Source organism: Streptomyces sp. NPDC029296 (assembly GCF_055569255.1).
The window spans coordinates 1-23,115 of sequence record NZ_JBVHXT010000014.1; the positions used below are offsets into that span (position 1 = coordinate 1).

Annotated in this window: 18 protein-coding genes and 2 pseudogenes; 5 read left to right on the forward strand and 15 right to left on the reverse strand. The window is 67.7% G+C overall.

The genetic code is table 11. The features are described 5' to 3' along the window. Nucleotides 1-219: 219 nt before the first annotated feature. The 5 genes and pseudogenes from ACZ4W9_RS14350 to ACZ4W9_RS14370 all read right to left on the reverse strand — a co-directional run bounded on the left by ACZ4W9_RS14350 (nt 220) and on the right by ACZ4W9_RS14370 (nt 5,428). Nucleotides 220-627, reverse strand: coding sequence for a hypothetical protein (locus ACZ4W9_RS14350; protein ID WP_467935551.1), 408 nt, complete (start codon nt 625-627; stop codon nt 220-222). Then, entirely contained in the window at nt 624-2,285 is a 1,662-nt protein-coding gene (locus ACZ4W9_RS14355; RefSeq protein WP_467935552.1) for a hypothetical protein, read from the reverse strand. The genes ACZ4W9_RS14350 and ACZ4W9_RS14355 overlap by 4 nt, the downstream gene beginning before the upstream one ends. 636 nt (nt 2,286-2,921) lie before the next feature. Next, nucleotides 2,922-3,763: pseudogene (locus ACZ4W9_RS14360) on the reverse strand (WbqC family protein). Beyond that, the gene (locus ACZ4W9_RS14365; RefSeq protein WP_467935553.1) at nt 3,699-4,388 is read right to left on the reverse strand and encodes a YdcF family protein; all 690 of its coding nucleotides are present in this window, start codon (nt 4,386-4,388) and stop codon (nt 3,699-3,701) included. The pseudogene ACZ4W9_RS14360 and the gene ACZ4W9_RS14365 overlap by 65 nt, the downstream one beginning before the upstream one ends. Beyond that, nucleotides 4,385-5,428, reverse strand: a complete 1,044-nt coding sequence (locus ACZ4W9_RS14370; protein WP_467935554.1) for a helix-turn-helix domain-containing protein — start codon at nt 5,426-5,428, stop codon at nt 4,385-4,387. The genes ACZ4W9_RS14365 and ACZ4W9_RS14370 overlap by 4 nt, the downstream gene beginning before the upstream one ends. Nucleotides 5,429-5,496: 68 nt before the next feature. Here ACZ4W9_RS14370 and ACZ4W9_RS14375 point away from each other — a divergent pair, with 68 nt between their 5' ends. The 4 genes from ACZ4W9_RS14375 (at nt 5,497) to ACZ4W9_RS14390 (ending at nt 8,200) form a co-directional block, all read left to right on the forward strand. Beyond that, nucleotides 5,497-5,961, forward strand: coding sequence for a hypothetical protein (locus ACZ4W9_RS14375; protein ID WP_467935556.1), 465 nt, complete (start codon nt 5,497-5,499; stop codon nt 5,959-5,961). Next, nucleotides 5,961-6,377 (forward strand): hypothetical protein, encoded by a 417-nt coding sequence (locus tag ACZ4W9_RS14380; protein WP_381553102.1) that lies wholly within the window; start codon nt 5,961-5,963, stop codon nt 6,375-6,377. Before ACZ4W9_RS14375 ends, ACZ4W9_RS14380 begins: the two co-directional genes overlap by 1 nt. After that, complete coding sequence (locus tag ACZ4W9_RS14385; protein WP_467935557.1) at nt 6,374-6,610, forward strand: DUF7848 domain-containing protein; 237 nt, start codon at nt 6,374-6,376, stop codon at nt 6,608-6,610. Before ACZ4W9_RS14380 ends, ACZ4W9_RS14385 begins: the two co-directional genes overlap by 4 nt. Nucleotides 6,611-6,817: 207 nt before the next feature. Further along, nucleotides 6,818-8,200, forward strand: coding sequence for a UDP-N-acetylmuramoyl-tripeptide--D-alanyl-D-alanine ligase (locus ACZ4W9_RS14390; RefSeq protein WP_467935559.1), 1,383 nt, complete (start codon nt 6,818-6,820; stop codon nt 8,198-8,200). A gap of 11 nt (nt 8,201-8,211) precedes the next feature. On the opposite strand, the gene ACZ4W9_RS14395 is transcribed toward ACZ4W9_RS14390, so the two are convergent. Then, nucleotides 8,212-9,666 (reverse strand): UDP-N-acetylmuramate--L-alanine ligase, encoded by a 1,455-nt coding sequence (locus tag ACZ4W9_RS14395; RefSeq protein ID WP_467935560.1) that lies wholly within the window; start codon nt 9,664-9,666, stop codon nt 8,212-8,214. A 179-nt stretch (nt 9,667-9,845) separates the two neighbouring features. Here ACZ4W9_RS14395 and ACZ4W9_RS14400 point away from each other — a divergent pair, with 179 nt between their 5' ends. Beyond that, nucleotides 9,846-10,253 carry a hypothetical protein gene (locus ACZ4W9_RS14400; protein WP_467935561.1) on the forward strand — a complete coding sequence of 136 codons (408 nt, stop codon included), beginning with the start codon at nt 9,846-9,848 and terminating at the stop codon, nt 10,251-10,253. Between the two features lie 132 nt (nt 10,254-10,385). Here the strand turns inward: ACZ4W9_RS14400 and ACZ4W9_RS14405 are convergent, their stop codons facing one another. From ACZ4W9_RS14405 to ACZ4W9_RS14445, 9 genes and pseudogenes are all read right to left on the reverse strand, one after another. Further along, nucleotides 10,386-12,308 (reverse strand): ATP-dependent nuclease, encoded by a 1,923-nt coding sequence (locus ACZ4W9_RS14405; protein WP_467935562.1) that lies wholly within the window; start codon nt 12,306-12,308, stop codon nt 10,386-10,388. 391 nt (nt 12,309-12,699) lie between these two features. Continuing rightward, nucleotides 12,700-13,023, reverse strand: coding sequence for a hypothetical protein (locus ACZ4W9_RS14410; protein ID WP_467935564.1), 324 nt, complete (start codon nt 13,021-13,023; stop codon nt 12,700-12,702). After that, nucleotides 13,020-14,231: a Shedu anti-phage system protein SduA domain-containing protein gene (locus tag ACZ4W9_RS14415; protein WP_467935565.1), complete on the reverse strand. Its 1,212-nt coding sequence runs from the start codon at nt 14,229-14,231 to the stop codon at nt 13,020-13,022. Before ACZ4W9_RS14415 ends, ACZ4W9_RS14410 begins: the two co-directional genes overlap by 4 nt. A 658-nt stretch (nt 14,232-14,889) precedes the next feature. Next, nucleotides 14,890-15,333 (reverse strand): annotated as a pseudogene (locus ACZ4W9_RS14420) (tyrosine-type recombinase/integrase); the annotation flags it as partial. A gap of 316 nt (nt 15,334-15,649) precedes the next feature. After that, on the reverse strand, nt 15,650-16,093 hold the full coding sequence (locus ACZ4W9_RS14425) for a DUF7144 family membrane protein (RefSeq protein WP_467935566.1): 444 nt from the start codon (nt 16,091-16,093) through the stop codon (nt 15,650-15,652). Between the two features lie 562 nt (nt 16,094-16,655). Beyond that, complete coding sequence (locus tag ACZ4W9_RS14430; RefSeq protein WP_467935568.1) at nt 16,656-17,006, reverse strand: DUF6086 family protein; 351 nt, start codon at nt 17,004-17,006, stop codon at nt 16,656-16,658. Further along, nucleotides 17,003-21,730 carry a putative T7SS-secreted protein gene (locus ACZ4W9_RS14435; protein WP_467935569.1) on the reverse strand — a complete coding sequence of 1,576 codons (4,728 nt, stop codon included), beginning with the start codon at nt 21,728-21,730 and terminating at the stop codon, nt 17,003-17,005. Before ACZ4W9_RS14435 ends, ACZ4W9_RS14430 begins: the two co-directional genes overlap by 4 nt. A 2-nt stretch (nt 21,731-21,732) precedes the next feature. Further along, nucleotides 21,733-22,383 carry a hypothetical protein gene (locus ACZ4W9_RS14440; protein WP_467935570.1) on the reverse strand — a complete coding sequence of 217 codons (651 nt, stop codon included), beginning with the start codon at nt 22,381-22,383 and terminating at the stop codon, nt 21,733-21,735. Continuing rightward, nucleotides 22,383-22,856 (reverse strand): hypothetical protein, encoded by a 474-nt coding sequence (locus ACZ4W9_RS14445; RefSeq protein ID WP_467935572.1) that lies wholly within the window; start codon nt 22,854-22,856, stop codon nt 22,383-22,385. Before ACZ4W9_RS14445 ends, ACZ4W9_RS14440 begins: the two co-directional genes overlap by 1 nt. Nucleotides 22,857-23,115 lie beyond the last annotated feature (259 nt).

Consider the following 23,115-nt stretch of genomic DNA (forward strand, 5'->3'; position numbering starts at 1 on the left):
TCAGCAGACCCGGTTCGCCGCAGGCATCGCAGCCCTCTACTCGAGCGTCCCCACAAGCTTTTGCTCCATTGGGACGCCCTTATCTACGGATTAGGTTCACCGGGTTGCTCGTTGTGCTGGTTGGAAGCACCACTGACACTACGAGGGGACAGTGCACGCACACCTCGATGCCCTGGCCCGTCCCTTCCCGGAGCGCTCGCCGCGACGGGTCAGTGGGCTTTAGCTCAGCCAGCCGGCAATGGCGTGGACGAGTGCTTCGCCCCCTTGCTCGACCACGGTCCCCGCTACCAGCGCGGGCAGTGCCTGTACGACTCCTCGGAGCGCTTCGACGCGTGCCTCGGGATTGGGCTCGGCCAGCGAGGCATCGACTGTGTCGGTCATCGCGTGCAACGCCACCGCATGCGCCAGATTGCCTTGGTTGCGGTCGACTTCGGCGCGAAAGGAGGCGAGGAGCCCACGGACGGTGTCGATGTCGACGGCTCCCTGAACAGAAGCTGGCTGGTGTACATGGGAGATGTTCTGACCCACCACGTTCTGGTTCGGAGCGTTGTTGTTGCCTCCGATGTGAATGCCCGAGCCGCGCATCGAGTGCTCGTCTTCTCGGTGACCGCGTCCCCTGATCATCATTTGCCTCCCTGGGTTCCGTTGCTCTGGCCCACGTCGCGGATGTCACTGCCCGCGACGTTTTGGATGGGAGCGTGGTTGTCGCCGTACACCTGGATGTTGGTAATAACTGCGGCGACCTGACGCTCGTACGGTGCCGTGTCGACGCCCAGTTCCTCCAGGTACTCGGAGACGGCCCGGAAAATGCATGTCTGCATCAACACGACGTGCCGTTTGGCGTCATCGCTCTGGTGCATGTCGGTTACTTCCTCGATGGAGTACCGGTCACGCAGGCTGACCGGGTCTTTCTCCTCTTCGCGGTCGTTCTCACTCTGCTGACGCCGCCCGAGCCGGGTCACGGTTCGCCAGACAGCCAGCGGCCCCGCCGCGGCGTCCAGGAGCGCTTGCGTGGCAACCCAGCCGAGCAGGCGGATCCCGCGCTTGGAGACCGGAGTGGAAGTCCCCCACAGTTCGTTGTACAGGGGCGTCATGACGTGCGGTCGGAGGGTGAGTCGCAGTTCTCCCGCTTCCAGCGCAGCGTGCACGAAGACGCTCACTACGACCTGACCGTTCCAGCTGACACACTGTGCGCGCAGATACAGCCGGTCTGGCACGCTCGACGGCGACCGGCGTCCCCTGCCACGCAGGTTCGGCAGCTCCCGCTTCGCCTTACGGGTGCGCTGTAGCCACAGCGGGGCAGGCAGTCCCTGCACCTCTGTCACGGCCAGACCTGGCAGCGGATCAGTGATCTCACGCGCGCCGCGTCCGAGCTCTCTCAGAGCCGAGCCCATCCGCCGTAGCAGCTCCCATTCCCCGAACTGCCGGACCGACTCGTCCGGATCCTTGGGTACGAGCGGAATGCCAAGATCGGCGGCGCCCCACACGTCACGTCCGGCGCCGACGAAGCGTTCCGGATGGTCGTACGGCAGTTCCAGGCCCGTCTGCTCGCCACCCAACTGGGACAAGCGACGCGCGGCTTTTGGAGCCACCCACGGCAACCGGTCGGACGACAGCCCCTCACGCATGATTCGCGCTAGGGCCGCCCGGGCCGCCAACCGGTCACCAGCATGCACCAGCGCCGTCGCCATCGGGAACGCGAAAGGCAGCAGTAGCAGCCCGAGCCGCAGACCCACCACCTCGCTTCCGGTTGGCTCGTAAGGAACAACCGCGAGCACCCACGGCACGCACAGGACGATGTACGCGGACCTGGGAGAAGGCGCCAAACGTGACTTCTTCACCTTCCGCGCCGCCCTCAGCGCGGCCCATCGCATCAGCAGAGCGACCAGGACCGCACCGCTCCAGACAACGGCAGCCCGTGGCGTGAGATACGCCAAAGCTGCGGCTACGAGCAGGACGCCCAGCCACCGCATCCACCACCGCCTTCTCGCGCGGAGACTATGCGCCACCACCGGCACGAGATCGAAGCCGTACGACGGGACAGGCCGCGGTGGCCCGTGCAGGACGTGGTCCATCACCCACCGTGCCATCGGCTCTCCCAGCGGCGGACAGTCGTCACTGCCCTCCAGGTAGATGCGCCGACGTGTACTGCGTCGCGGCTTGTCCGTCTTGCTGCCCTTACCTCGGACCTTGCGCCACCACTCCTTGACCGCTCTGACGCGGTCAGGGCGCGCGTACACGGCCTGGCACAGCAGCCTGGTCACTTCCGACGAGGTCGGATCCACCTGACCGTGAGTTTCCTCCGCAGCGGGAGGGCTGGCCTGAACCGGGACCTCGGGTCCGTCGACCGCCTGCTCCGCGCCCTGCTCCCGGACACGCGTCCCCCGCCCGAACCCCATTGCCCGCCCCCCGGTTCCTCCGTACGGCGGGCAATCTTCACGGCACATCTGGGGCAGCACCAGATCACAAACGCGACAATCTACTCAAGCAGTCGGTCCAGGGAGAGCTTTGGCCGATTTCCGTTCACCCCAAAGGCGTAGAGCGGTTCCGGCTCGACCACGTTCACTCCCGCAACGGCAACCTCCAGGTAAACCCCCACTTCCAGATCTCGGCCGCTCGACAGCCGCTAACAGGGATGCTTTGCACCTCCATCCCGACGGCGTGCCCATAGCGTGCCCATAAGGCCGGTAAGCCACGGACAACAACGGCGCGATCCTGAGCTCCCGGGCCTCAGACCGAGGACCATATCCCCAGGTCAGAAGCTATCCGGCTCTCCAAGCGCCATCGCTTCCCAAGCTGAGAGCGCGAGTTCGATTCTCGTCACCCGCTCCATGACAAACCCCCAGGTCAGAGACCCGGGGGTTGTTTGTTGTCTGGACCACTGCGCGGGCCGCGCACCACATCCGCACCATAAGCGGCGGCTAGCTGCCGGTGGGCTTCTCCTTGTGGTGCGCGCTCTTGTCGGTGTGGTGCTTCGCACGCTCGGCCCGGACCATGTCGTCCAGGCCGGCGGCAACGTCACGCTGCCGCTCCTCGTCGGAGTGCTGGTAGATCAGCGCGGCCTTCTCGGAGGACTGCCCGGCGCGGACCATGGTGTCCTTGAGGGGATGCCGTGGGCATCGAAGGGCGCGTGATCGAGGTAGCGCATGCCGCCGGTGCCGCACACGTAGTGGGTGCTGCCGGTGGCGGCCGCGAGGTCGGCGAGGCGCTCGGAGCGGCCCTGGCGGCACGGTATCCCGCTGCTGACGAGTACTTCGCCGTTCCAGCCCAGGGCGGTCAATAGGGCGACCGTGGATGCCTGGGCGATGCCGCCCACCCGGTCGGTCGTAACGAGGCTGTTCAGTACCGCTCCGAGGACATCACGTACGGCAGACCAGTGGCGGCTGCGGCGGTAGTACTGGCGCACAAGAAGCTCGATCGACCGGCGGGAACGGTGCCGAGCCACGATCCGGGCCTCGCTGATCAGCGTCGGCCGCCCGCGGGGCAGATGTGTCGGCAGCGAGAGCCACTGCTGCCGAGCGGGGTCGTCCAGGGCGGCGAGGCGGGCGCGGTGCTGGTAGTCGCGGCGGGCGAACTGTACGTCATCGAGAACGATCCACCGGTCCGCGGCGAAGAGCTTCGCCAGCGTCGCCAGCCGGGGGAACAGATTCGGCTGGTGGATCGCGCAGCGCCCGCCCGGCGGGCCGGCACCCAGCAGTTCAGGTGCTGATGAGGCGGCTGTCGAAGCCGGCGCCAAGGAGGCGTTCGTAGGCGTCATACACATCCCCCGGTACCTCCTGCTCGACGGCGAAGCCGAGCTTCGGGTACTCGATCACCCGTTGCAGATCGCCTACGAGCATGTCCACGACCAGCTTCTCGTCACCGATGGACTTGATGTAGTCGTCCAGCTCCAGCGGCTCGGAGGCGCACACGACTTCCACCTCGGGCCAGAGCTTGCGGCAGGTGGCGTACGAACGCCGCTCCATGTACGGCTTGGAGATCAGCAGCAGCGACTCGATCGCGATGCCGGCCTCGGCCAGCAGCTCCCGCGAGAAGGTGATGTTCTGGCCGGTGTTCGCGGCCTTCGGCTCGACCAGGATCGCCTCGTCCGGCACGCCCAGGTTCAGCGCGTGCTCGCGGTAGTGGACGGCTTCGCCGCGTGGGAAGCGGGCACGGGTCGTGGGGCTGTTGCCGCCGCTGAAGACCAGGACCGGGAACAGGCCGGCGCGGTAGAGATCGGCGGCCGTGGTCGCCACTCCGAGATCATGGCTTCCCAGGCCGATCGCCGCCGAGCAGGGCCGCTGTTCATGGCCCATCTGGTGGTAGTTCCAGATCAGCGTCGCGTCGTGGAACTGCTCGTCGGTGATCTGGCGCTGCTCGTGCTGCGGCACTGGCACTCCCTGGCTCATCCCTGCTGGCCCTTCCGGATGCCCTCGATGCTGCGCAGCTGGTGGCTCAGCCCGTACTGCCGGGCCACCTGCGCCGCCTGATCGAGGACGGACAGCCCATCATTCCGGGTCGCCGCGTCGGACAGAAGGATGTGCCCGTAGGCGGTGTCCAGCCGTACGCGCTGCATCGGGGAGTCGACCGTGCCGGTGGTGCGTGCGATGTCGATGTGGTGCAGGGCCTGGGTCAGGTCACCGGCTCCGCGGTGGGCCAGGGCCAGCTTCTGGTGGGCGACCGACCAGTCCTCCGGCTCGCCCAGGTCCTCGAAGGTGCGGGTCGCGGCCGTCATGACCCGGGTCGCGTACTCGTTGTCGCCGTCCTTGCTGAGGGCCGTACCCACCCAGAGCCGGGCCCTGGCCCGGTCGCGGAGGCTGAGACGCTCGTCATCGGCGAGGACTTTGTACTGGCGGGCGGAGGGCTGAAGCCGGCCCGACATCTCCTGGACGACCGCGAGCGAAAGCTCGATCTGGGCGACGCGGCGCGGGATGTCCAGCTCCGTGAACATTCCTCGGGCGGTCAGGTAGGAGTGCCGGGCGGACAGCGGGCCGAGGATCGCTCCCTGGTCGCGCTGCACATCACCCAGCAGCACGAGGGAACGGCCGTAGAGGTAGAGGCCCTTGGGATCGAGCTGGTGTGGGTCAAGGCGTCCCAGCCAACGGTTCAACAGGGTGGTGGCGAAGGGGAAGTTCTGGCGGCTGATGCAGACGACGGCGCGCTCGATGTCCTCGGTCCACGTCTCGTAGTCCGCCGGCCGTGTGCTCTTGCGGTCGGGAAAGAGGAAGTTCTCGAACCGGGCCTGGGCGGCGGCGTCCGCACGGGCGAGCGCGGTGTCCAGAATGGCCTGCGTGTCCGGCCGGGGCTGGGTCTCCGTTCCGAGGCTCTCCCACTTGGCGACCGTACGCAGCGCGACACCTAGATGCTCGGCGAAGGCGCGCGTGCTCATGCGCAGCGCGGCGCGCAGGGCACTCGCTTCCCGGCCGGTCCACTGCTGCACACTGACCACGGATGACCTCCCTCCGTCATGCATGGAAGCACTCTCTGTGACCACAGGGGGCGCAAAGTGCAACGGAAGTGCAACAGCAGGTCATTTCGCGGCCGTTCGCGGAAGCCGACGCTGTGACCATGGACGACGAAGTCATCACGGAACAACGCCCCATCGCCTTCCCGAAGGTCTTCGGCTACCTGCGCTACGTGGCCGGTGGTCCGTCACGCCACGCCGCTCTCGTCGACTGCCTCGCCGAATACTGCCGACAGCACGAACTGACGCTGTGCGGTGTCTTCACAGACCGACAAGCGGCGATGGACGTCCGCTCCCCCGCCTTCGTCGGATTGCTGGACGCGCTTGAACTGCCCGGCACCTACAGCGCCGTGGTCCCGGCCCTCAGCCACCTCGGCCCGAAGCGGCTCGTCCCCGAGCGGATGCGGCAGATAGCGGAGAAGGGCACCCGCCTGATCGTGATCCGCTCCACCGGGATGTCGGCGCTCCCGACGCGTTCCGGACACGCAAAGCCGCATCATCACCCAGGAGGCGCCTGATGTCCGTACGCGACGCCCTGAGGCGCGCTCCCATGGTCGCCGACGTGCCCGCCCTGCGACTGCTGCGGGTCGGCGATGGCTGGGACGTGCTGCGTACCCCGGCAGACGTCGGCCTGCCGGCCCTGGCACATCTACGGGCCACCGGTGCGGAAATCGGCCCGGTGCTGTACGACGGCCCCAACGATCGCCTCTACTACGCGATCGGAACCGGCACGGCCGACACCTGGGAGGGCCTACCGGTACGGCATCTCTCCAGCGACACGTGGCTCGTCGCGCCCAGCCTGGAACAGATCGACGACTGGTTCGGTGGCTGGTACGAGCTGCCCTACGACGACACCCTCACCGATGCCGACGCCCTCCGGGCCGCGCTGCGGCACCCGTACGTCAGCGCCTGCGTGAAGAAGGTGTACCGGTGAGTCCCCGAGCGGTCGTGTGCCACAAGGAGTGGACCCTCCAGCCCGACCGGAAGCCGGACGCCGCGCCCATCACCTACGCGATGCAGTGCGGGGTCTGCGACGAGAGCTCTCCGACCAGTACCGACTTCGCCGAACCGCAGGGCTGGGTGTTCGAGCACGGTGGCCGTAATCCCTCACACCACACCTACCGGGAGATCATCACTCGGCCGTGGCGGGCGTGGTGGAGGCCCTGATAGCCGGACACTCGCACTGGCGCGCTTCGGCAGGCAAACCCAGCCGCACCTCCGAAGCACGCGCCGCCGACGGGTCGCTTCAGGGACTCCTTCGGCGGCCGAGGTATCTCGCTCGGTTCCGCGCCGCCGCGTCCATCGCGGCGTTACACCGACCGCTACCGCCCAGCCGGTAGCGTCGCAACCCACCACCTGAGCAGGGAGAACACGTTGCAACCTATGCCTCTGAACAGGATCGCCAACGTCGTCGGTGGTCGCCTTGCCGACGTCCTCGATCCCGAAGCCCAGGTCACCCAGCCCGCGGTGTTCGACTCACGTGAGGCCACCCCCGGGTCACTGTTCCTCGCCCTTGAGGGAGAGCACACCGACGGCCACGCCTACGCCGAGGCCGCCATCAACAAGGGGGCCACCGCCGCGCTCGTCACCCGGCCGGTCGGTGTCTCCGCGATCGTCGTGGACGACGTCCTGCGGGCGTTCGGCCGACTCGGGCACTTCCTGCTGCACGACGGGCTCGCCGCGGCAAAGGTGGTGGCCATCACCGGCTCGGCCGGCAAGACCAGCACGAAGGACCTGATCGCTCAAGTGCTGCCGGGCAACGTCGTATCCACTCCGCAGTCCTTCAACAACGAGATCGGCCTCCCGCTGACCATCACCATGGCCGACAGGCACACCGACTACCTCGTGCTGGAGATGGGCGCACGCCACATCGGCGACATCCGCGACCTCACCCGGATCGCACCGCCGGACATCAGCGTCGTCACCAACGTCGGTACCGCTCATGTCGGCGAGTTCGGGGGCCGCGAGAACATCGCGGAGGCCAAGGGGGAGATCGTGGAAGCGGTCCAGCCGGGCGGGCTCGCCGTTCTCAATGCCGACGACGACTTCGTGGACGTGATGCGCAACCGCACCCAGGCCCGCGTCGTCACCTACGGCCTCGCAGCGGAGGCGACCATCCGCGCCACCCGCATCGAGATCGACGGGCAGGGCCGCGCCTCCTACACCCTCGTCACCCCGGAAGGACGAGCCGGCGTACGACTCCAGTTCGTCGGCGACGTCCAAGTCCACAACAGCCTCGCTGCCGCCGCCGTCGCCCGGGAAGCCGGCCTCGACGTGGAGCAGACCGCCGCCCGCCTGTCCGAAGCCCTGCCCCGCTCCCGCTGGCGGATGGAGACCACCACCAGGCCGGACGGCGTCACGATCATCAATGACGCCTACAACGCCAACCCGCACTCGATGCGCCACTCCCTGGACGCCCTGGCAGCCATGACCCGCGGTCAGGACCAGCGTTCCGTCGCCGTACTCGGCCGGATGAACGAGCTGGGCGACGACGCCCGCAGCGCACACGAGGAGATCGGCCGGTACGCGGCCGGACTGGGGCTCGATCGCATCATCCTGGTGGGAGGGGACGAAGCCGGATGGATGCAGCAGGGTGCCGGCGGGGTCGAGGGAAGGGCCGTGCACCTGCCCGACCAGGACGCTGCCCTCGAACTGCTCCACAGGATCCTCCGCGCCGGGGACGTCGTCCTGGTCAAGGCGAGTCGCGGGGTCCAGCTGCAGCAGCTCGCCGACGCGCTGCTGCAACCGAACCCCTGACCCCGGAGCGGTCAGACAGCCGTACCGACGGTGTCGCCGAGCGCCGTCCGCAGTACCTGGCCCGCCTCGGCGATATCACCAGGCCCCATCAACACCACCACGTCACCTGGCCGGGCCAGCGACGCCGCGAGGACGGCGGCCTCGGCCCGGTCGGGCTCCACGTGCCGGCACGTGCCACCTGCGGCGTCGATGCGGGCGGACAACGTCTCCAGCCCGGCCAGGGCGAAACGCTGGGCGCTGCCAGTGACCACCACCTCGTCACTGCCCGCCAGGGCCTTCCCGAATTCCCGGCCGAAGACCGTCAGCCGGGTGGGGCCGGACGGCTGGAACACCGTGATCACCCGGCCCTGCTCCCGGGCCACCGAACGCGCGGCGGCGAGGTCCGCGCGCACCTCGTCGGGGTGATGGGCGTAGGAGTCGTACACCCGGACGCCTCCCGCCTCGAAGGCAGGCGTCATGCGGCGCACCACACCGTCGAAGTACCGCAGCTGCTCCACCGCCTGACCGCAGTCCTGGCCCAGCACGTGCAGCGTGATGACGGCGGCAGCGGCGTTCAGCAGTTGGTGCCCGCCTGCGGTGCGCAGGTCGAGCGCGTACCCCGCCCCTCCCGGTCCGACGAGCACCGCACTGCTGCCCCGGCCCTTGGCGGACACCTCGGTCAACCGCCAGTCCGCAGACGTAGAGAAGCCGAACGTCACCACCTCCGGTCCGTTCTCGGCCGCGATCAGGCGGGAGGCGAGTTCCAGACCGCCCGACGAATCGATGCCGACCACAGCCGTGCCGCCTTCGCGCAGACCCAGCGCGAGGCCGCTCTCGAAGACGCCGACGACCTGCTCCTCGTCGTCGTAGACCTCGGGATGGTCGTAGCCGATGTTGGTGATCACGGCCACGTCCATGTTCATACCGACGTGCGAGCGGTCCGACTCGTCGACCTCCGCGACGAAGAAGGAGCCCTGCCCGGCGTGACCGCCGCTGCCCGGCACGTCGAGGTCCGCTCCGACCGCGTACGACGGTTCCTGCCCGAGGCGCGCGAGGGCGAAGGCGAGCATGCCCGCGGTGCTCGACTTGCCGTGCGTCCCCATCACGGCGACCTTCTTGGGCTGTGCGGCCATCAACGCGTTCAGGACCGCCGACCGGTGCACGACCGGCACGCCGAGCGCTCGCGCCGCACGGATCTCCGGGTTGTCCGGTCCGATGGCGTGCGTGAAAACGACCGCGGTCGCGTCAGCCGGGACGTGCTCGGCCGCGTGACCCGTGCGCACCCGCACGTTGAGACGAGCCAGCGCCTTCAGGGCCTCCGTGCCCCGGACATCGCTGCCCGACACGGTGAACCCCCGCTCGGCGCACACCCGCGCCACCGGCAGCATGCCGGTGCCTCCGACACCGACGAAGTGCACCCGGCTCAGGTCGACCGGCCCGCCGGCCGACAGATCCGGTGTGACCGTGGGGACTGCGGTTTCTGCCATGAAACAGCCTCCTCCGAGGCGACGACCGCCGCCTCTGACAACCAGCGCGCCCGCGTTGCCGGGCGCACGGCAACAGTCCCGCCAGGCCCCTCGGACCGTCTACGACCTGCGACGTTGCGGATGCGTTCGCAACACGGCCTCCAGGCTCACGCAGGACCGTGGTGTTCGGAGAGCACCAGATGAGGGCCCCGAACTACGCGCTCGCGCTGGCCCTCGCCGAGGCAGGCTGGAACAACAGCGAGACCGCCCGACGGATCAACGCCTTGGCCCAGGAGCGGGGCCACCACGGCGTCGCAGCAGATCGGTCACGGGTCAGCCGATGGATACGCCGAGGCGAGAAACCACGCCCACCCGTCCCCGAACTCCTCGCCGACCTGCTCACTGGGCACCTGCACCGGCCCTATACGCCCGGCCTCCTCGGGATCGGTCCGTCCCACAGCGTGTTGATCCACTTGGAGCCGGCCGAACACCGCGCCTTGGCCAGGATCGCGGCCGTCGCCAACATGTCCGCCGAGCAGTACGCCCAGGTGCTTCTTCGGCTTGCTCTCACCAGGCGGGGTGAGGGCAGAATCGGCAGCCGAACTTGAGCGGCTGAACCGTCGCTGTCGATCACGGGGGACTGGAATAGTGGCGACGGCCCAGTGTGTGGACCAGAGGAAGCACCATCAGATAGGCCCGTAGAAATGACGCGAGTACATACCGAGTGGGTGCCGCGCCGACTACCTGCGGGCGGCCATGGATCGGACGTTCTCCAGCAAGGCGTGCAGCAGGAACGGGGGCTCCGTCGCGACGGTGCGGGTGGTCTCCAGGTACGTCGCCGAGTTCTTCTTGTCCACGCCCTGGCCGGTGCGCACCAGCTCCTTCCTGCGCTCCTCCCAGGCCGGCCAGTATTGGCCGAGGTAGGACTCCAGGTTTTCCCCGAAGACGGTATAGCGGCCGGTCGAGTCGTCGGCGGGCTGGGGATTGGGCGTCGCGCCCAGGTACTGAAGGAGGTTCGCGTTCTTGGTCCGGTCGCGCCGGGCCTCGGCCTCGATCTTCCGCTCCGCCTCCTCGCGCTCGGGCTGGGGGAGGTGGCTCACCGACTCCCGCTTGCGCTCCTCGGTGCCGGTGTCACCATCGAAGACGACGTGGCAGGGCACTCCCAGAGCGCCGAACAGCGCGTCGGAGAGCATGAGGTTGTCCTTACCCGTGACCTGGATGATGCTTACGCCCTCCGCGCCCAGGTTGATCCCCGACCGCTCGGCACAGCCGGCGATTACGCCCTCGTCCCCGCCGCCCTCGACCAGCACCACGGCATGGGCGAAGAATCCCTCGGCCAGCGCACCGCCGAGTGTGGCCTCGGTCCGGCGCCGGATTACTTGCTTGTCGACCAGCCCGTCCAGGACCCGGCACAGGTCCTCCTCCGTGGCCTGCCACACCTCGGTGGCCGGGTGCTCGGCGCTGGCGTCGCGGCTCAGCCGGCGGATCTGGTGGTAGCCCTTCGGGTCGATGAAGACGGGGTTGTGGGTGGCGTACATGATCTGGGTGCGCTCCCGCGGCGAGGACGCGACCAGCTCGCGTAGCACCTTCGCGAAGGTGCGGGCCTGCGGCGGGTGCTGGAAGAGCTCCGGCTCCTCGACGGCCAGGCACAACGTGCGCACGCCGCTAGCCGAACTCCTGCGGTCAGCCAGGTACTTAAGCGCCGCAATGATCAGCGCGCGCTGGAAGCCGTGGCCCTGCCGGTAGACCGAGGTCTGGGCGGCTCCATCGCGGATGCTCACCTGGAAGGTAGTCCGGGCCGGCCTCGGCACGTGCACCGTCGGGGTGACGACCACCTTGCGTCCGGTGGTGAACTTGGCGACCTCGGCGGACAACGCGTCCGACACCTCTTCGAGCACCGGACCGTAGACCTTGGTGTGCAACTCCTGACGTGCCAGGTGGGCGTTCTCCTCGATCTCTCCGAGCTGCTCGTTCGCCTGCGAGCGATCCACGGCGTGGTCGAGGATGCGGCCAACCGCGGTCGTCTTCTGGTCGTCCGCCTCCTCGTACGCCCGCAGGTCGGCGGAGACGAACACGAAGTCGATCAACTGGGCGAGGCGGCTCTGCCCGGCGAAGCCGAAGAAGTGGGTGTCCTCGACCTCGGCCTCGGTGAGGCGTTCACGGTGGGACAGCTCCCAGGTCTGCATCGCCTCCAGAGCTTTGTCCTTGCTTCCGGCGGCCGGCAGACCGAGGCTGGGGTCGCTCTCCCGCAGCCGGTCGTAGGCACGGCGCAGGTCCATCGCCTTCTCGTTCCGGCGTACGTCCTCGAACGGCCCGTACGCCAGCGCTTTTCCGGTGATCTTGTCGTCGCCGTTCTGCCACGTACGCCAGATGCTCACGCTCCGCGCGCCCTCGGGCGCGTACCGGCCGAGAACCTGCCGGTCGTGGTCGGTGAGTCCGTCGAACTCCACCTCCACGGTGATACGGCCGTCGGTGGATCCGGAGTGGACGTCGTCATCGCTGAGCGAGACGCCCCGTTCGCCGTTGAAGAACCAGTCGAGCGCGCGCAGCACGGTGGACTTGCCGACGCCGGTCGGTCCGATGAAGGAGGTTATGTCTTCGAAGGACACGTCCACCTTGTGCAGACAACAGAAGTTCTCGATGCGAACGCGCTTGATTTTCACGGTCGTCCTGGGTGTCCGTTACTGGTGGGGCATATAAATGCCCATGTGACGAACGTGACGCTAGCAGCACCCGTGGCGGTGGATCTGTCGTTTTAAGACAGCCCGAACAGCTCCGCATAGCGGACAACGTCGTTCCTGCGACGCGCCTTACGCTCGGAGCTGCACACCGCCTGCTGTGAAAGAGCGAGTTCGGTTCTCACCACCCGCTCCGTGAGAGACCCCCAAGTCAGAGACCCGGGGGTTCTTTGCTGTCCGGTCGAGTGGTGCGCTGCGCGCCGCGTTCAGAACCATAACGCCGTGACCAGTCGCTTGGCGGGCTTCTACGGTCTCTTAGGAGACGCTGCCGACGCGTCTCTGGCCCGGCCCGTGCGGCCCTCGGCGCAGGTGGCGGTCAGGCGTGTCCCTGCCGTAGGTGGCGGGAGGCGGCAAGGCAGGAGGACAGCCATGTCGCCTCCTCTCGGTTGATGATCAGGCCGGAGGCAGTGATCACCCCGTCCAGCGGGCCGTCGAGCCGAATGGAGTGGTCGCCCACGAGGAACATCTGCCAGTCCGCGTCGCTGTGCCAGAGTCGGGCGGTCTTCTCGCCCGGACGCTGGGCGAACACGAGTTCCTCTCCGTGCTCGTTCATGAAGTATCCGACGTAGTCCTCATCGGTGATCTCACCGCCGCACAGGCGGGCCAGGAGCGGTTCGATCGCGGGTGGCGTGTCAGTCATGCGGCAGGCTCCTCGTCCGGGTCAGCGTCCTGTCGTGCCGATGACAGCGCCAGCATGCGGGATGCGGAATCCAGCAGGGTCTCGTATGTGATCACTTCTATACGCGCCTGGTGCGTGTTGTAGGTGCGCAGCGTCTCCGCGATCTCTTGAGAGGTGACGTCCCCGGTCACGTACCGCGGGTGCCCGATCACGACCGTGGCGGAGGCCCGGCGGGTGTCGAGCCCGTGCTCGGCCAGGATGCTCGGGCGGTTCTCGTCCAGGGCCCGAAGGTAGTTCTGCGCCTGGGAGACCGCGCGGTGCGCCGCGGCACCCAGCATGAGGTGGCCGGAGCGTCGGATGACCAAGTCCTTGATGTTGGCCCGCTTGAGCTCCACTACGTGCAGGGAGCCGTCGCCGCGCAGGAGCGGGATGTCGAGGATCGTTTCCGGGGTGTACTGCCGGCGTGCCAGCTCGGCCACGTAGGCCCCGCCGAAGATCCATTCCTGGTTCTTCAGACAGGCGTGGAGGGCGCTTTCAAAGCTGTCCGCGTCTTCCACCACGGAACGCAGGGCCGCCAGGCTGGCCTGTCTGGCCCTCAGTTCGAGCAACTGTGCCAGCATGCCTGCGTCGACGTCGCCCAGGACGTCGTTCATCATCCGTGCGGCCTCGGCGGAGGCCGGCCTGGGCAGGTTGCGGAGGACCATCTCCATGTGCCCGAACTGCTGGAGTCGCCTCACTTCCCGGGTGGACAGCCGGATGCCGCCCTCGCCGTCCCCGAGGCCCAGGTAGTCGACGGAGCGGGCTATGCCACGGAAGAGGTCACGAGCGTCTGCTGCGGTCGCGTCGGGATTGTCTCGGCACAGAACGTCCAGGGCGGCGACGGCCCGGTCAGCACCGATGGCAGCCATCCTGCGCATGTATTCCTCACTGCGCTGCCGGGCTTCGTCGTCGTAGTAGTTCTCCAGGATTTCGAGAAACAGATTGCCACCGGCATAGGCGGCGAAGCGCTGAAAACGCTGAGCGAGTGCGAAGTCCCCCTGCAGGATGGCCTCTTGGGCTACATCTTCCAAGGCGTCCACCAAGGATCTGCCCTTGCCGTACGTCCCACCGGGGCCACCCATGATGTCCAGCACCGCGTCGATACGCTCCCGGACGCGCACCTCCTCGGTGAGCTCGCGTGCCTTCTGGACCATCTGCCAGAGCGTGAAGCCTGATCGAAATGTCGTCACGCCGGCACCCTAGGGCTGAGCACTGACAACCACCCTTGGCAGGGGCACCGGGGGATCCCCAGCAGCAGGGACCGAGCGGGATGGTGCCGCGTTCTTGTGCGTGATCGCGGACGCGGCCCAGGCCCTTGGCGAATACCTACGGATACGGTGAACACCGCCCCTGCGTGGTGTGTTGGAGAATCGTCACCGTGCTCTGGCGCTTACCCGCCTGTCAGCGGCTGCCTAGGGGGCGCCTGCAATCTGGACCTCTTCGGGGACAAAGGGAACACCGTCGGTGAACTCTGCGGAGTCCCTGACTGGCCCGGTCACGCTTGCCGCACCCCCCAAGCAGGTCTGGTGTGTGCACTCGCGACGACGTTCACGGAGGAGGACAGACTTGAGCCGAACCGAGCCATCGCCCTCCACACTTACGTGATGTCCCGACGTTGCGCGGCGCCGTGCCCATAGCGTGCCCATAAGACAGGACAACCACGGTCAATAGCGGTGCGATCCGGCCCGCGCGACCACCCCAGAGCGAATGCATCTGCGCAGGTCAGAGCGGCAAAGCCCGCCCGAGCGCCATCGCTTCCCAAGCTGAGAGCGCGAGTTCGCTTCTCGTCACCCGCTCCCTGCTGAAGGCCCAGGTCAGAGACCTGGGCCTTGTTGTTGTGTCCGGCGATCAGTCGCCGCGTGCCAGATTCGTGCCAGAAGGCTTGTCGATCGTCTTCTTGGCAGCCTCCGCCCGAGCCTTCCGCACGGTGGCGTCGAGGCCGGCGGCGACCTCTTCCTGGCGCTCCTCGTCGGAGTGCTGGTAGATCAGCGCGGCCTTCTCGGAGGACTGCTCGGCGCGGACCATCGTGTCCTTGAGGGTGGCGCCGGACCGGGTGGAGAGCGTGTGCCCGGTGTGGCGGAGGTCGTAGAACCGGAAGCCCTCGGGCCTGCCGACGATCTCACGTGCCTTACGCCACTTCCGCCCGAAGGTGCTACGGCGGAGCGGGGCGCCCTTCTGCCCCACGAAGACCAGCCCGTCCGGCCCCGGCTCGGCGTACGACCCCAGGTGCCAGCGCAGCTCCCGGCGGAGAAACGCGGGAAGAATCACGGTCCAGGTTCCTGCCTCCGACTCCTCTAATGAGTGAGAGGGAGTCCCCCTCTTCTCCAAGTGGTCCGGTTACAAGAGGATCGTCGGCGTCGGCGTCGGCGACCTGAACGGTGACGGAGGTGGCCGACAACTGGGGTGCCTCCTACACCGCCGTGGTGGCCGCCGGCGACATCGCCGGGGACGGGAGGGCGGACATCATCTCCCGCGACACCTCCGGCAAGCTGTGACGCCACAACGGCGACGGCAAGGGCTCCTTCGGTCCTCGCACCGGGATCGCCACCAGGTGGCAGGGTTACAAGGTCCTGTACTGACCGCCCCAGCGGCCATCGGCGGCCTTGTGTCATCGCCGGGTGGGCTCCGGCCGGTGGGAGGCGAGGGCCCAGATCACGAACACGTCGATGGCCATGACGATGAAGGACCACAGCGGCTGGTACGGCAGGAACAGGAACTGCGCGATCAGGCTCAGCGACGCCAGCGCGATGCCGACGGCGCGGGCCCAGGCGGCCCGGGAGAGGATGCCCCAGCCCGTGATGGCGGCGATGACGCCGAGGATCAGCAGGATCCAGCCCCAGCCGGTTAGGTTGATCTTGTAGACGTAGTCGCCGACGCGGGCGTAGACGTCGTCCCTGGCGATCGCGGAGATGCCCTGCAAGATCGCCAGAATGCCGTTGACGAGCAGCAGTACGCCGGCGAAGGTGGCGCCGCCGACGGCCAAGGCGCTGTGTCCGGTGGGGGGCGGGCCGTAACCGCCGGACGGTTCTCCCGGGCGAGGCTGTGCGGTCATGGTCGCACTCCGTTCTCCCGTGGCGGGCGGCGTCCGGGCGGCCCGCCTCACGTGCTTCGACCTTCCGCTCCCCGGCGGCCTGCGGCCACGAGTGCTGAGCCGTTGGGGTGACGGGTACTCGCGCCGGCGGGGAGCCTGGCTCAGGCCGGTTCCCATCCGCTCCCGTCGCTCACTCCCCATGTCCCATACCCAACTACTTCGAACGTGAGTTTGAGATTGCTGACGACGTACGCGACGAGAGTGGGGTCAAGTGCGTGCGGCCCGGTGTGGCGGCACCGATGAGATCCACCAAACCGGCGGCCCCGGGGGGGATGGTCTTCGACCGGTTGCTGGCCACCCAGGCGTTGCCTTGGAATCGAGGGCGAACCCGATGGGCCCTTGCAGCGATTTGTCCGTGACGGATGTGATCATCTCAGCGGCCATCGCCAAGGAACCCGCGCTCCCCAGCCAAGAGCGCGTGTTCGTCTCTCGTTGCTCGTTCCGGAACCGGTTGAGCAACCATCTGTGTGGGACCTTCGGCGATGCCTGACCGTTGGCCGGTCGGGGCATAGGTGCCCTGCGGTCAGGCCTTCGGCATGTGACGGCTCTGTCTCTCCACGTTTTCGCGCCACCCGGCAGTCGGCTCGGGGGGCAAGCCGGCGCGCTGCAGCAGAACCATGCCTACGACCAGTACACCTTCGGTCAGGCCGCGCAGCGTGGGGTTGTTGGTGCGCTCGTACTCGGTGAGCAGGGTTGTGACGAACGCGCTGAACACCCTGCCGTCAATACCGCACTGGTCCTCGATGACCTCACCAACTCCGCTGTCCAAGCGGAACACCTCGGCCGTTGCCCTGGCCTGGGCGATGAAGAGCCGGGCTACCTGGTTAGCCGGATTCCAGACGTCGTTACCGTCGATGTCGACAAAACAGCTCAATTAGCCCACCTGATCCGTACGTCGACTCCTGGATGAGCCGCCCGCCAGTTGTCGATGGCGGACTCTACCGCGGAGCGGAACGCAGGGGTCGCCCCGGGCTCGGTGAAACTCATGCCGATAGGCGCGTTGGTGTAACCGGGCATGTACTGGCGAGCTCGCAGGTACGCATCGAGTTTGCCGTCGACGTTCTTGTCGATCCATTTCTGGTAGTTCATGTTCGGGTGCGCGCCGGTGGCCGTCTTCTCCTCCCACAGCACCCCGTCCTCGATCCGATCGATGTCGGTGATGGTGTCCGAGAGATCGTTCGGGTTGTCGACCTGGTAGTTGGTATCCCCCTCGACGGCTGGTCGTTCCCGGTTCGAGGCGCCGTCACGCGGACAAGCGGTCAGGCCTAGCGGGTCGGACCAGGTGTGCGGGTTACTGACGTAGGTGGTGGGATTGGGAGCCGGGCCGAGACCCAGCGGATCGGCGGAGGTGTAGCGGGCCGTGTCGGGGTCGTAGTAACGGTTCAGGTTGTAATGCAGTCCGGTTTCGGGGTCGAAGTACTGGCCAGGGAAACGCAGTGGTGTGTAGGCCGTGGCGTCCGTATTCCAGGTCGTGGTGCCCCACAGGGTCGTACGGGTGTGCCAGGCGATGTGACCGGTTTCGTCGACGAGTTCGCTCGGAGTGCCGATCAGGTCGGTGGCGATGGCGAAAAAGCGAATATCGACCTCCCGACGCGTGGCCGGATCCAACCGGCGTTCGGTCTGCGCCAGAGGGGTGCGCCCACGGTAGTCCCAGGTCAGTGCGATGGCATGGAGTAACCCGGGCGTAGTGGAGACCTGCTCGGCAAGCGTCGAGCCGTCCCAGCTGAAAAGGGTCTCCTCGACCACGGTGGCGCCGTCGGCCGCGAGGCGCTGCTTGGCAGTGCGGCGACCGAGAGGGTCGTAACGGTAGCGCCACTGGGTACCGTCGGGAGTAGTGACACCGACAAGTCGGTCCTCGGCGTCGTACACGTAGACCCAGGTGTCCGGCTTGCGGGACAGGCGTGTGCGGGTTCGGCCGATCAGCCGGCCTGCCGGGTCGTGCCGGTAGCGGGTGGTACCCGCGCGTACGATCCGGGTGCCCTGATAGGTGCGTTCGCCAGCACTGCCGGCGCCCGGGTGCCGGTCAGGCAAGATCGCGGACGTCTGGTTGCCAGCAGCGTCATAAGCGTACGACTCTCGCCAACCATCGGCCGACACACCCGTGACCCTGCCGGCCCCATCGAGGGTGTAGCGCCGGATGCCGCGCAGACTGTCGCGGGAGGCGACCAAGTGCCCGTCGGCGCGGTAAGCGTAACCCCGATGCACCAGGACGGTGCCGGAGGCGGTGAGCTGCTGCTCGGCGAGACGGCCCGCGGCATCCCAGGCAGAGGCCAGGGCCAGCGCGTTCCCGAACTCACGGGCGAGTTCCCGGCCCGAGGCGTCGTGTGTGAGGGCGATGCTGTGGCCGACGCAGTCGAGACCGCTCAGGCGGCCTGCGGCATCGTACTCGAACGTTGTGATGGCACCGCTGGGGGTGATACGCCGCACACGGCGGCCCGCCCTGTCGTACTGGTAGGCGGTGACGCGGCCGTCGGACAGCTCCGCCTTGACGTTGCCCCGGCGGTCGTACTGATAGATCAGCTCGCTCTGCGGTCCGGTGGCCTGGAGCAGGCGGCCCGCGGAGTCGTAGGCGTATTCGGTGATCTCGCCTGCCGCGTCCTTGCGTACGACGCGGCCCATGCTGTCGTACGTATGTGAGATCACCTCGTCCATAGCGGTCACCGTGGCGATGTGCTGTCCAGCCACGTCGAGTTCATAGCGGCGGGTGCGCCCGTCGAAGTCGGTCTCGGAGACCAGGCGGCCCGCCGGGTCGTAGCAATAACTCCACTTTTGTCCCAGCGAGTTGGTGACCTGCGTTAGCCGTAGTTCGGTGTCGTGGGTGAACTCGTGACGTATGCCGTCGTCCTCGGTGCGGACGGTGAGCAGGTCGAAGTGGGTGTACTCATAACGTGTGGTGCGACCCAGCGCATCGGTGTGGCTCAGGCAGTTGCCCTCACCGTCGTAGGTCCAGGTCTGTGTGGCGCCGTCGGGGCCGGTGCGACGGACGAGACGACCTTCCGGTGTCCAGTCGAGGAGGGTGCGTGTGCCGGTTGGATCGATGTGTTCGGTGATACGACCGAAGGCGTCGCGCAGGTAGCGGGTGGTACCGCCCATCGGATCGACGCGTTCCATCAGAAGACCGGCAGCGTCGTGCCGCAACAGCGTGGTCGCGCCGAGGGGGTCGGTGAACGACGTCGCATGTCCGTGCTCGTCGTAGGTGTAGCAGCTGGTCCCTCCGGCCGGGTCGGTGACCGCCGTGCGGTTGCCTCCGCCGTCGTACTCGATCGTCCAGCGTGCGCCGTCGGCAGCCCTCAGCTCGACAGGCCGGCCGAAAGGGCCCGGGCGCACAGTGATAACACTGCCGTCAGGTCGCGTCACCGCGATCGGCTGGCCTTGCTCGTCGCGCTCCACGGTGGTGGTGCGGCCCAGCGCGTCGGTACGGGACAGGAGACGGTTGTAGCGGTCCTGCACGGTACGGACCGTACCGCCCATGGGATCGATCTCGGCGATCACTTGGAGACGGCGGTTGACGGTGTAACACCAGGTGTGGCCGAGGGAGTCGGTGACGGTGGTGGTGCGCAGGCCGGTGTCCGGGTTCGGTTCACCGTAGTGGAACTCGGAGGCCAGGTGTCCTTGGATGCCGGTTTGGCTGACGCATCGGTCCTCGTCGTCGTAAGTGAAGGTGAATCGTGAGCCGTTCGTGTCGGTCCATGCGACGATGCGGCCCTCGGCGTCGTAATCGAAGCGAGTCGGCACGCCGGAGGACTTCGTGACCTCGGTGAGGTGGCCGTCCTGGTAGCCGTAGCGGATCAACTCGGTGCCCTGGACGCGCAGTGCGGTGATCCGCCCCTCTTCGGTGGTGAACTCCATGCGATAGCCACCGGAGTGAGTGAGTGCGAGCGGGTGGCCATGCTCGTCGTACTCGGCGGTGATCACACGACCGCATCGGTCGGTGATCCCGTCAAACAGGGCCGTTCCATCGCCACCCGGTTCGACGCCGACCGGGGCAAGGAAATGACGGATCAAACCGGTTTCAGGGTCGGTGAGGGTATAGCTGCCGTCCGGATGACGCTCCAGCGGACGGCGTGGACCCGCCTCCGGGAAAACCGGGGCGCCGGGTGACGGGTGCGGATAGGACAGCAGCAGAGTGTCCTCACCGTGGAAGACGACACCGATAGCGTCCACGGTCAGCCTCTGGTCGATCGTCGAGGACCAGGTGGGCCCGAACCAACGGCCGGCCCGGTAGGAGGACTCGAAGTCACGTCGAAAGTCCATGGGGAGCGAGCCGGGAAGGGACACATCCACCTGGGGCAGGAACATGCGGCCCGTAGCGAAGTCGACGGGTTCCCGGCCGGTGCACTTGCAGCTGGGTTCGCGGCTCGGATCGGCCGGGTTCTCCGCGCGTCGCGCCCCGGACGCGGCGTCCTCCAGCCCCTCGGCGCGCCGGGCAGCGTTGGCCGCATCGGCCAGCTCCTCGGCGACCCGCGCGCCCTTCACACCGGCACCCGCGCCCCCGGTGGTCACGGTGAGGACGACGTCGGGCGCCAGTCGTCCGAATCCCTCGGCCGGATCCTTCATGAAGTCGCTCAGCATCTGCTTGCCGGTTCCCCAGGGGTCGTTGGCCACTTGGACGAGACCGGCTGCCGTGCTGTTGAGCGACATCGCGTACTCGGCCGGATGCGTGAGGTTGTACGGGTCCATGGGATTGACGCCCCGGACGAAGTTCACGAGACCCGCGGTGCCTTTGACGACGCCGCCACCGAAGTGGGCCTTCATGATGTCCAGCTCGTCCAGGCCGTCGCTTGCCTGTTCCGCGTACGACGGTTTGGGCGGGGCGGCGTCGCGCGCGTGGGTGATGGCGGAGCGGGCGGTCTCGGCGGCGGCGTTGCGCTGCCGGCGTGCCTCCGTGAGGATGTCTTGCGCTTCCTTACGCAGGCTCTCCCCGGGATCCGGGAACGTGTCACCCGGTTTCGGCGGCAGTTTCGACGGGTCGCGTTTGTCGGCGGGCTGTGCGTTGTACCAGACAACAGCCTTGTTGTAATCCTCGACCTTCCTCTTGTGCGCGCCGGCGGCTTCCTCGGACGCCTTCGTGGCCTCTTTCCACTTGTCGATAGCGTGCTGTGCCTGTCCTTGCGCCCAGGTGACGGTGTCGGCGAACGCCTCCAGCGCCTTGGCGGCGTCCTCGAACGCGTCGGCGCCCTTGTACCACTTCGGCGGCTGGATCTTCACCGCCGCTCGGAAGGCGTCCGCCACCTGGCCCTTCAGCGAGTCGGAGTCCAGGCCCTCCAGGCCGAGGCCGACGTTGTTGAAAGCCTTCTGGAATCCCCGCAGGTGGGTGGCGGTGGAGCGGAGCTTGTCCGGGCTGCCGTAGATCAGTTTCGTCTTGTCCTCGGTCTGCCCGAGGTCCATCTCGTCGACCTCGGCGCCCATGCGGTTGGCGACCGAACGGCCCTTTTCCCGCACCCAGTCCGCGCCGGACTCCCAGCCGACGTCGTCGAGCCGGTCGGCCGTCCAGTTGCCGGCGTCCTCGATACGGTTGCCGGCCCACTCGGTGGCGCCCTCGACCGCGTTCTCCACGGAATCCGGGGTGATGTCGCTGATGAAATCGCCGATTCCCATGACTAACTCCCCCCGCCGTGCTCCTGCCGATGCGCCGCGCGTTCCTCGGGCGACGGCCCGAAGGTGTCGTCAACCGCCCGGTCGAACTGCTTCTGGTCGACACCCAGCAGGTCGTTGAGTAACCGGGACTGCTGACCACCTCTCCCCTCGGTGACCAGGGCGTGCCCGGTGTCCTTCCAGGTCTGCTTGATGTCGTCACCGGCCCGCTGGAAGGACTCCGGGCTGTAGTCCGGGCGCGTCCAGTCAGGGGTGAACACATCACCCCAGTCCTGCTGTCCGATCTCCTCTTCGGAGGCGTGCGGATTGCCACCGGCGAGGGCGTTCACGCCGACTTTCAGGGCGGTCCCGACGTACTGGTCCTCTTCCCAGAGCGCTCCGGCGGCCAGGCCGAGCTTCTCGGCAATGGCGTTGGCGTCCTGGAGAAGCGCCCGGACCCCCCACTCCCACCGCTCGCAATAGTCCTCGAAATCGACGGAAAGGCCGTGGTGGCCGGTCTCCATGCCGGTCATCGCCAAGTCGGAAAAGCCCTTGCCGAGGACGGCGCCCGTGGCGGAGCCGACGTCCCTCAACTCCCCGATGGCGTCCCGCAGACCACGAGTGAGCCTGCGCACGCTGTACTCGTCGACGTGCAGATCCTTGGCGCTGTCCCCCATCAGTGCGCGCCTCCCCACGCTGGCCCGAATCCCGTGACAGCGGACTGTGCGGCGCCCGCCGCCGGCCCTTCGGCTTCGGCGTCCACCGCGACGGCTTCGGGCACGATGCCCACGACGGGCGGGAAGAGCATCGCCCTGTTCTCGTCGGCCACGTCGACCGCGATGCCGGCCGGCTCCGCCATCGCCGGCACGATCTCGTCGAGCAACCTGGCACCCAGAAGTTCCGCGTACTCCCACTCCCAGTCACCCCGGCCGTACCGGATCAGGAACCGGGCGGCCGTTTGCTCGTCGGTGAAGGCACAGACCCAGCGGATCCCGCCTAAGCGGGCCGTCCACAGGCCGCCGCCGTCGAGCGGCACGAGCAGCAACGCCCGCCGTAAAGCGCCCACCAGTGCACGTGGATCGCCCGTCCCCGCACGCCTGTCGGCGATGCGCTCCGCGAGCGTGGCCCCGTTACCCACAGCTGTCTCCACCCCGTCGACGCTTCGGTGCTGCCCACAACGTAGGACAAGACGCCCTCTTGGGACAGGCGGTTACCGGCCCAGGCGGCACTTCCGCAACAGAAGGACGGCACGTGCGCGGCCGGCCCGGCTTTGCCTGTCCAGACAGGTCTGGGGCTTCCCTATCCCTTCTCTCGCTCGTTCTGGGCTGTGTTCGAGCGGGCGGGAGGACTCGTTCTCCTGTGGGTTGCTCATCTCGGCTCCTTCCAGGGTGCTGCCGTTGTCGGGTTCC

Coding starts and splice junctions, on each gene's coding strand:
- ACZ4W9_RS14350 (WP_467935551.1), bottom strand. CDS start 627: ATGATGATCAGGGGACGCGGTCACCGAGAAGACGAGCACTCGATGCGC.
- ACZ4W9_RS14365 (WP_467935553.1), bottom strand. CDS start 4,388: ATGAGCCAGGGAGTGCCAGTGCCGCAGCACGAGCAGCGCCAGATCACC.
- ACZ4W9_RS14380 (WP_381553102.1), top strand. CDS start 5,961: ATGTCCGTACGCGACGCCCTGAGGCGCGCTCCCATGGTCGCCGACGTG.
- ACZ4W9_RS14395 (WP_467935560.1), bottom strand. CDS start 9,666: ATGGCAGAAACCGCAGTCCCCACGGTCACACCGGATCTGTCGGCCGGC.
- ACZ4W9_RS14400 (WP_467935561.1), top strand. CDS start 9,846: ATGAGGGCCCCGAACTACGCGCTCGCGCTGGCCCTCGCCGAGGCAGGC.
- ACZ4W9_RS14410 (WP_467935564.1), bottom strand. CDS start 13,023: ATGACTGACACGCCACCCGCGATCGAACCGCTCCTGGCCCGCCTGTGC.
- ACZ4W9_RS14425 (WP_467935566.1), bottom strand. CDS start 16,093: ATGACCGCACAGCCTCGCCCGGGAGAACCGTCCGGCGGTTACGGCCCG.
- ACZ4W9_RS14435 (WP_467935569.1), bottom strand. CDS start 21,730: ATGGGAATCGGCGATTTCATCAGCGACATCACCCCGGATTCCGTGGAG.
- ACZ4W9_RS14440 (WP_467935570.1), bottom strand. CDS start 22,383: ATGGGGGACAGCGCCAAGGATCTGCACGTCGACGAGTACAGCGTGCGC.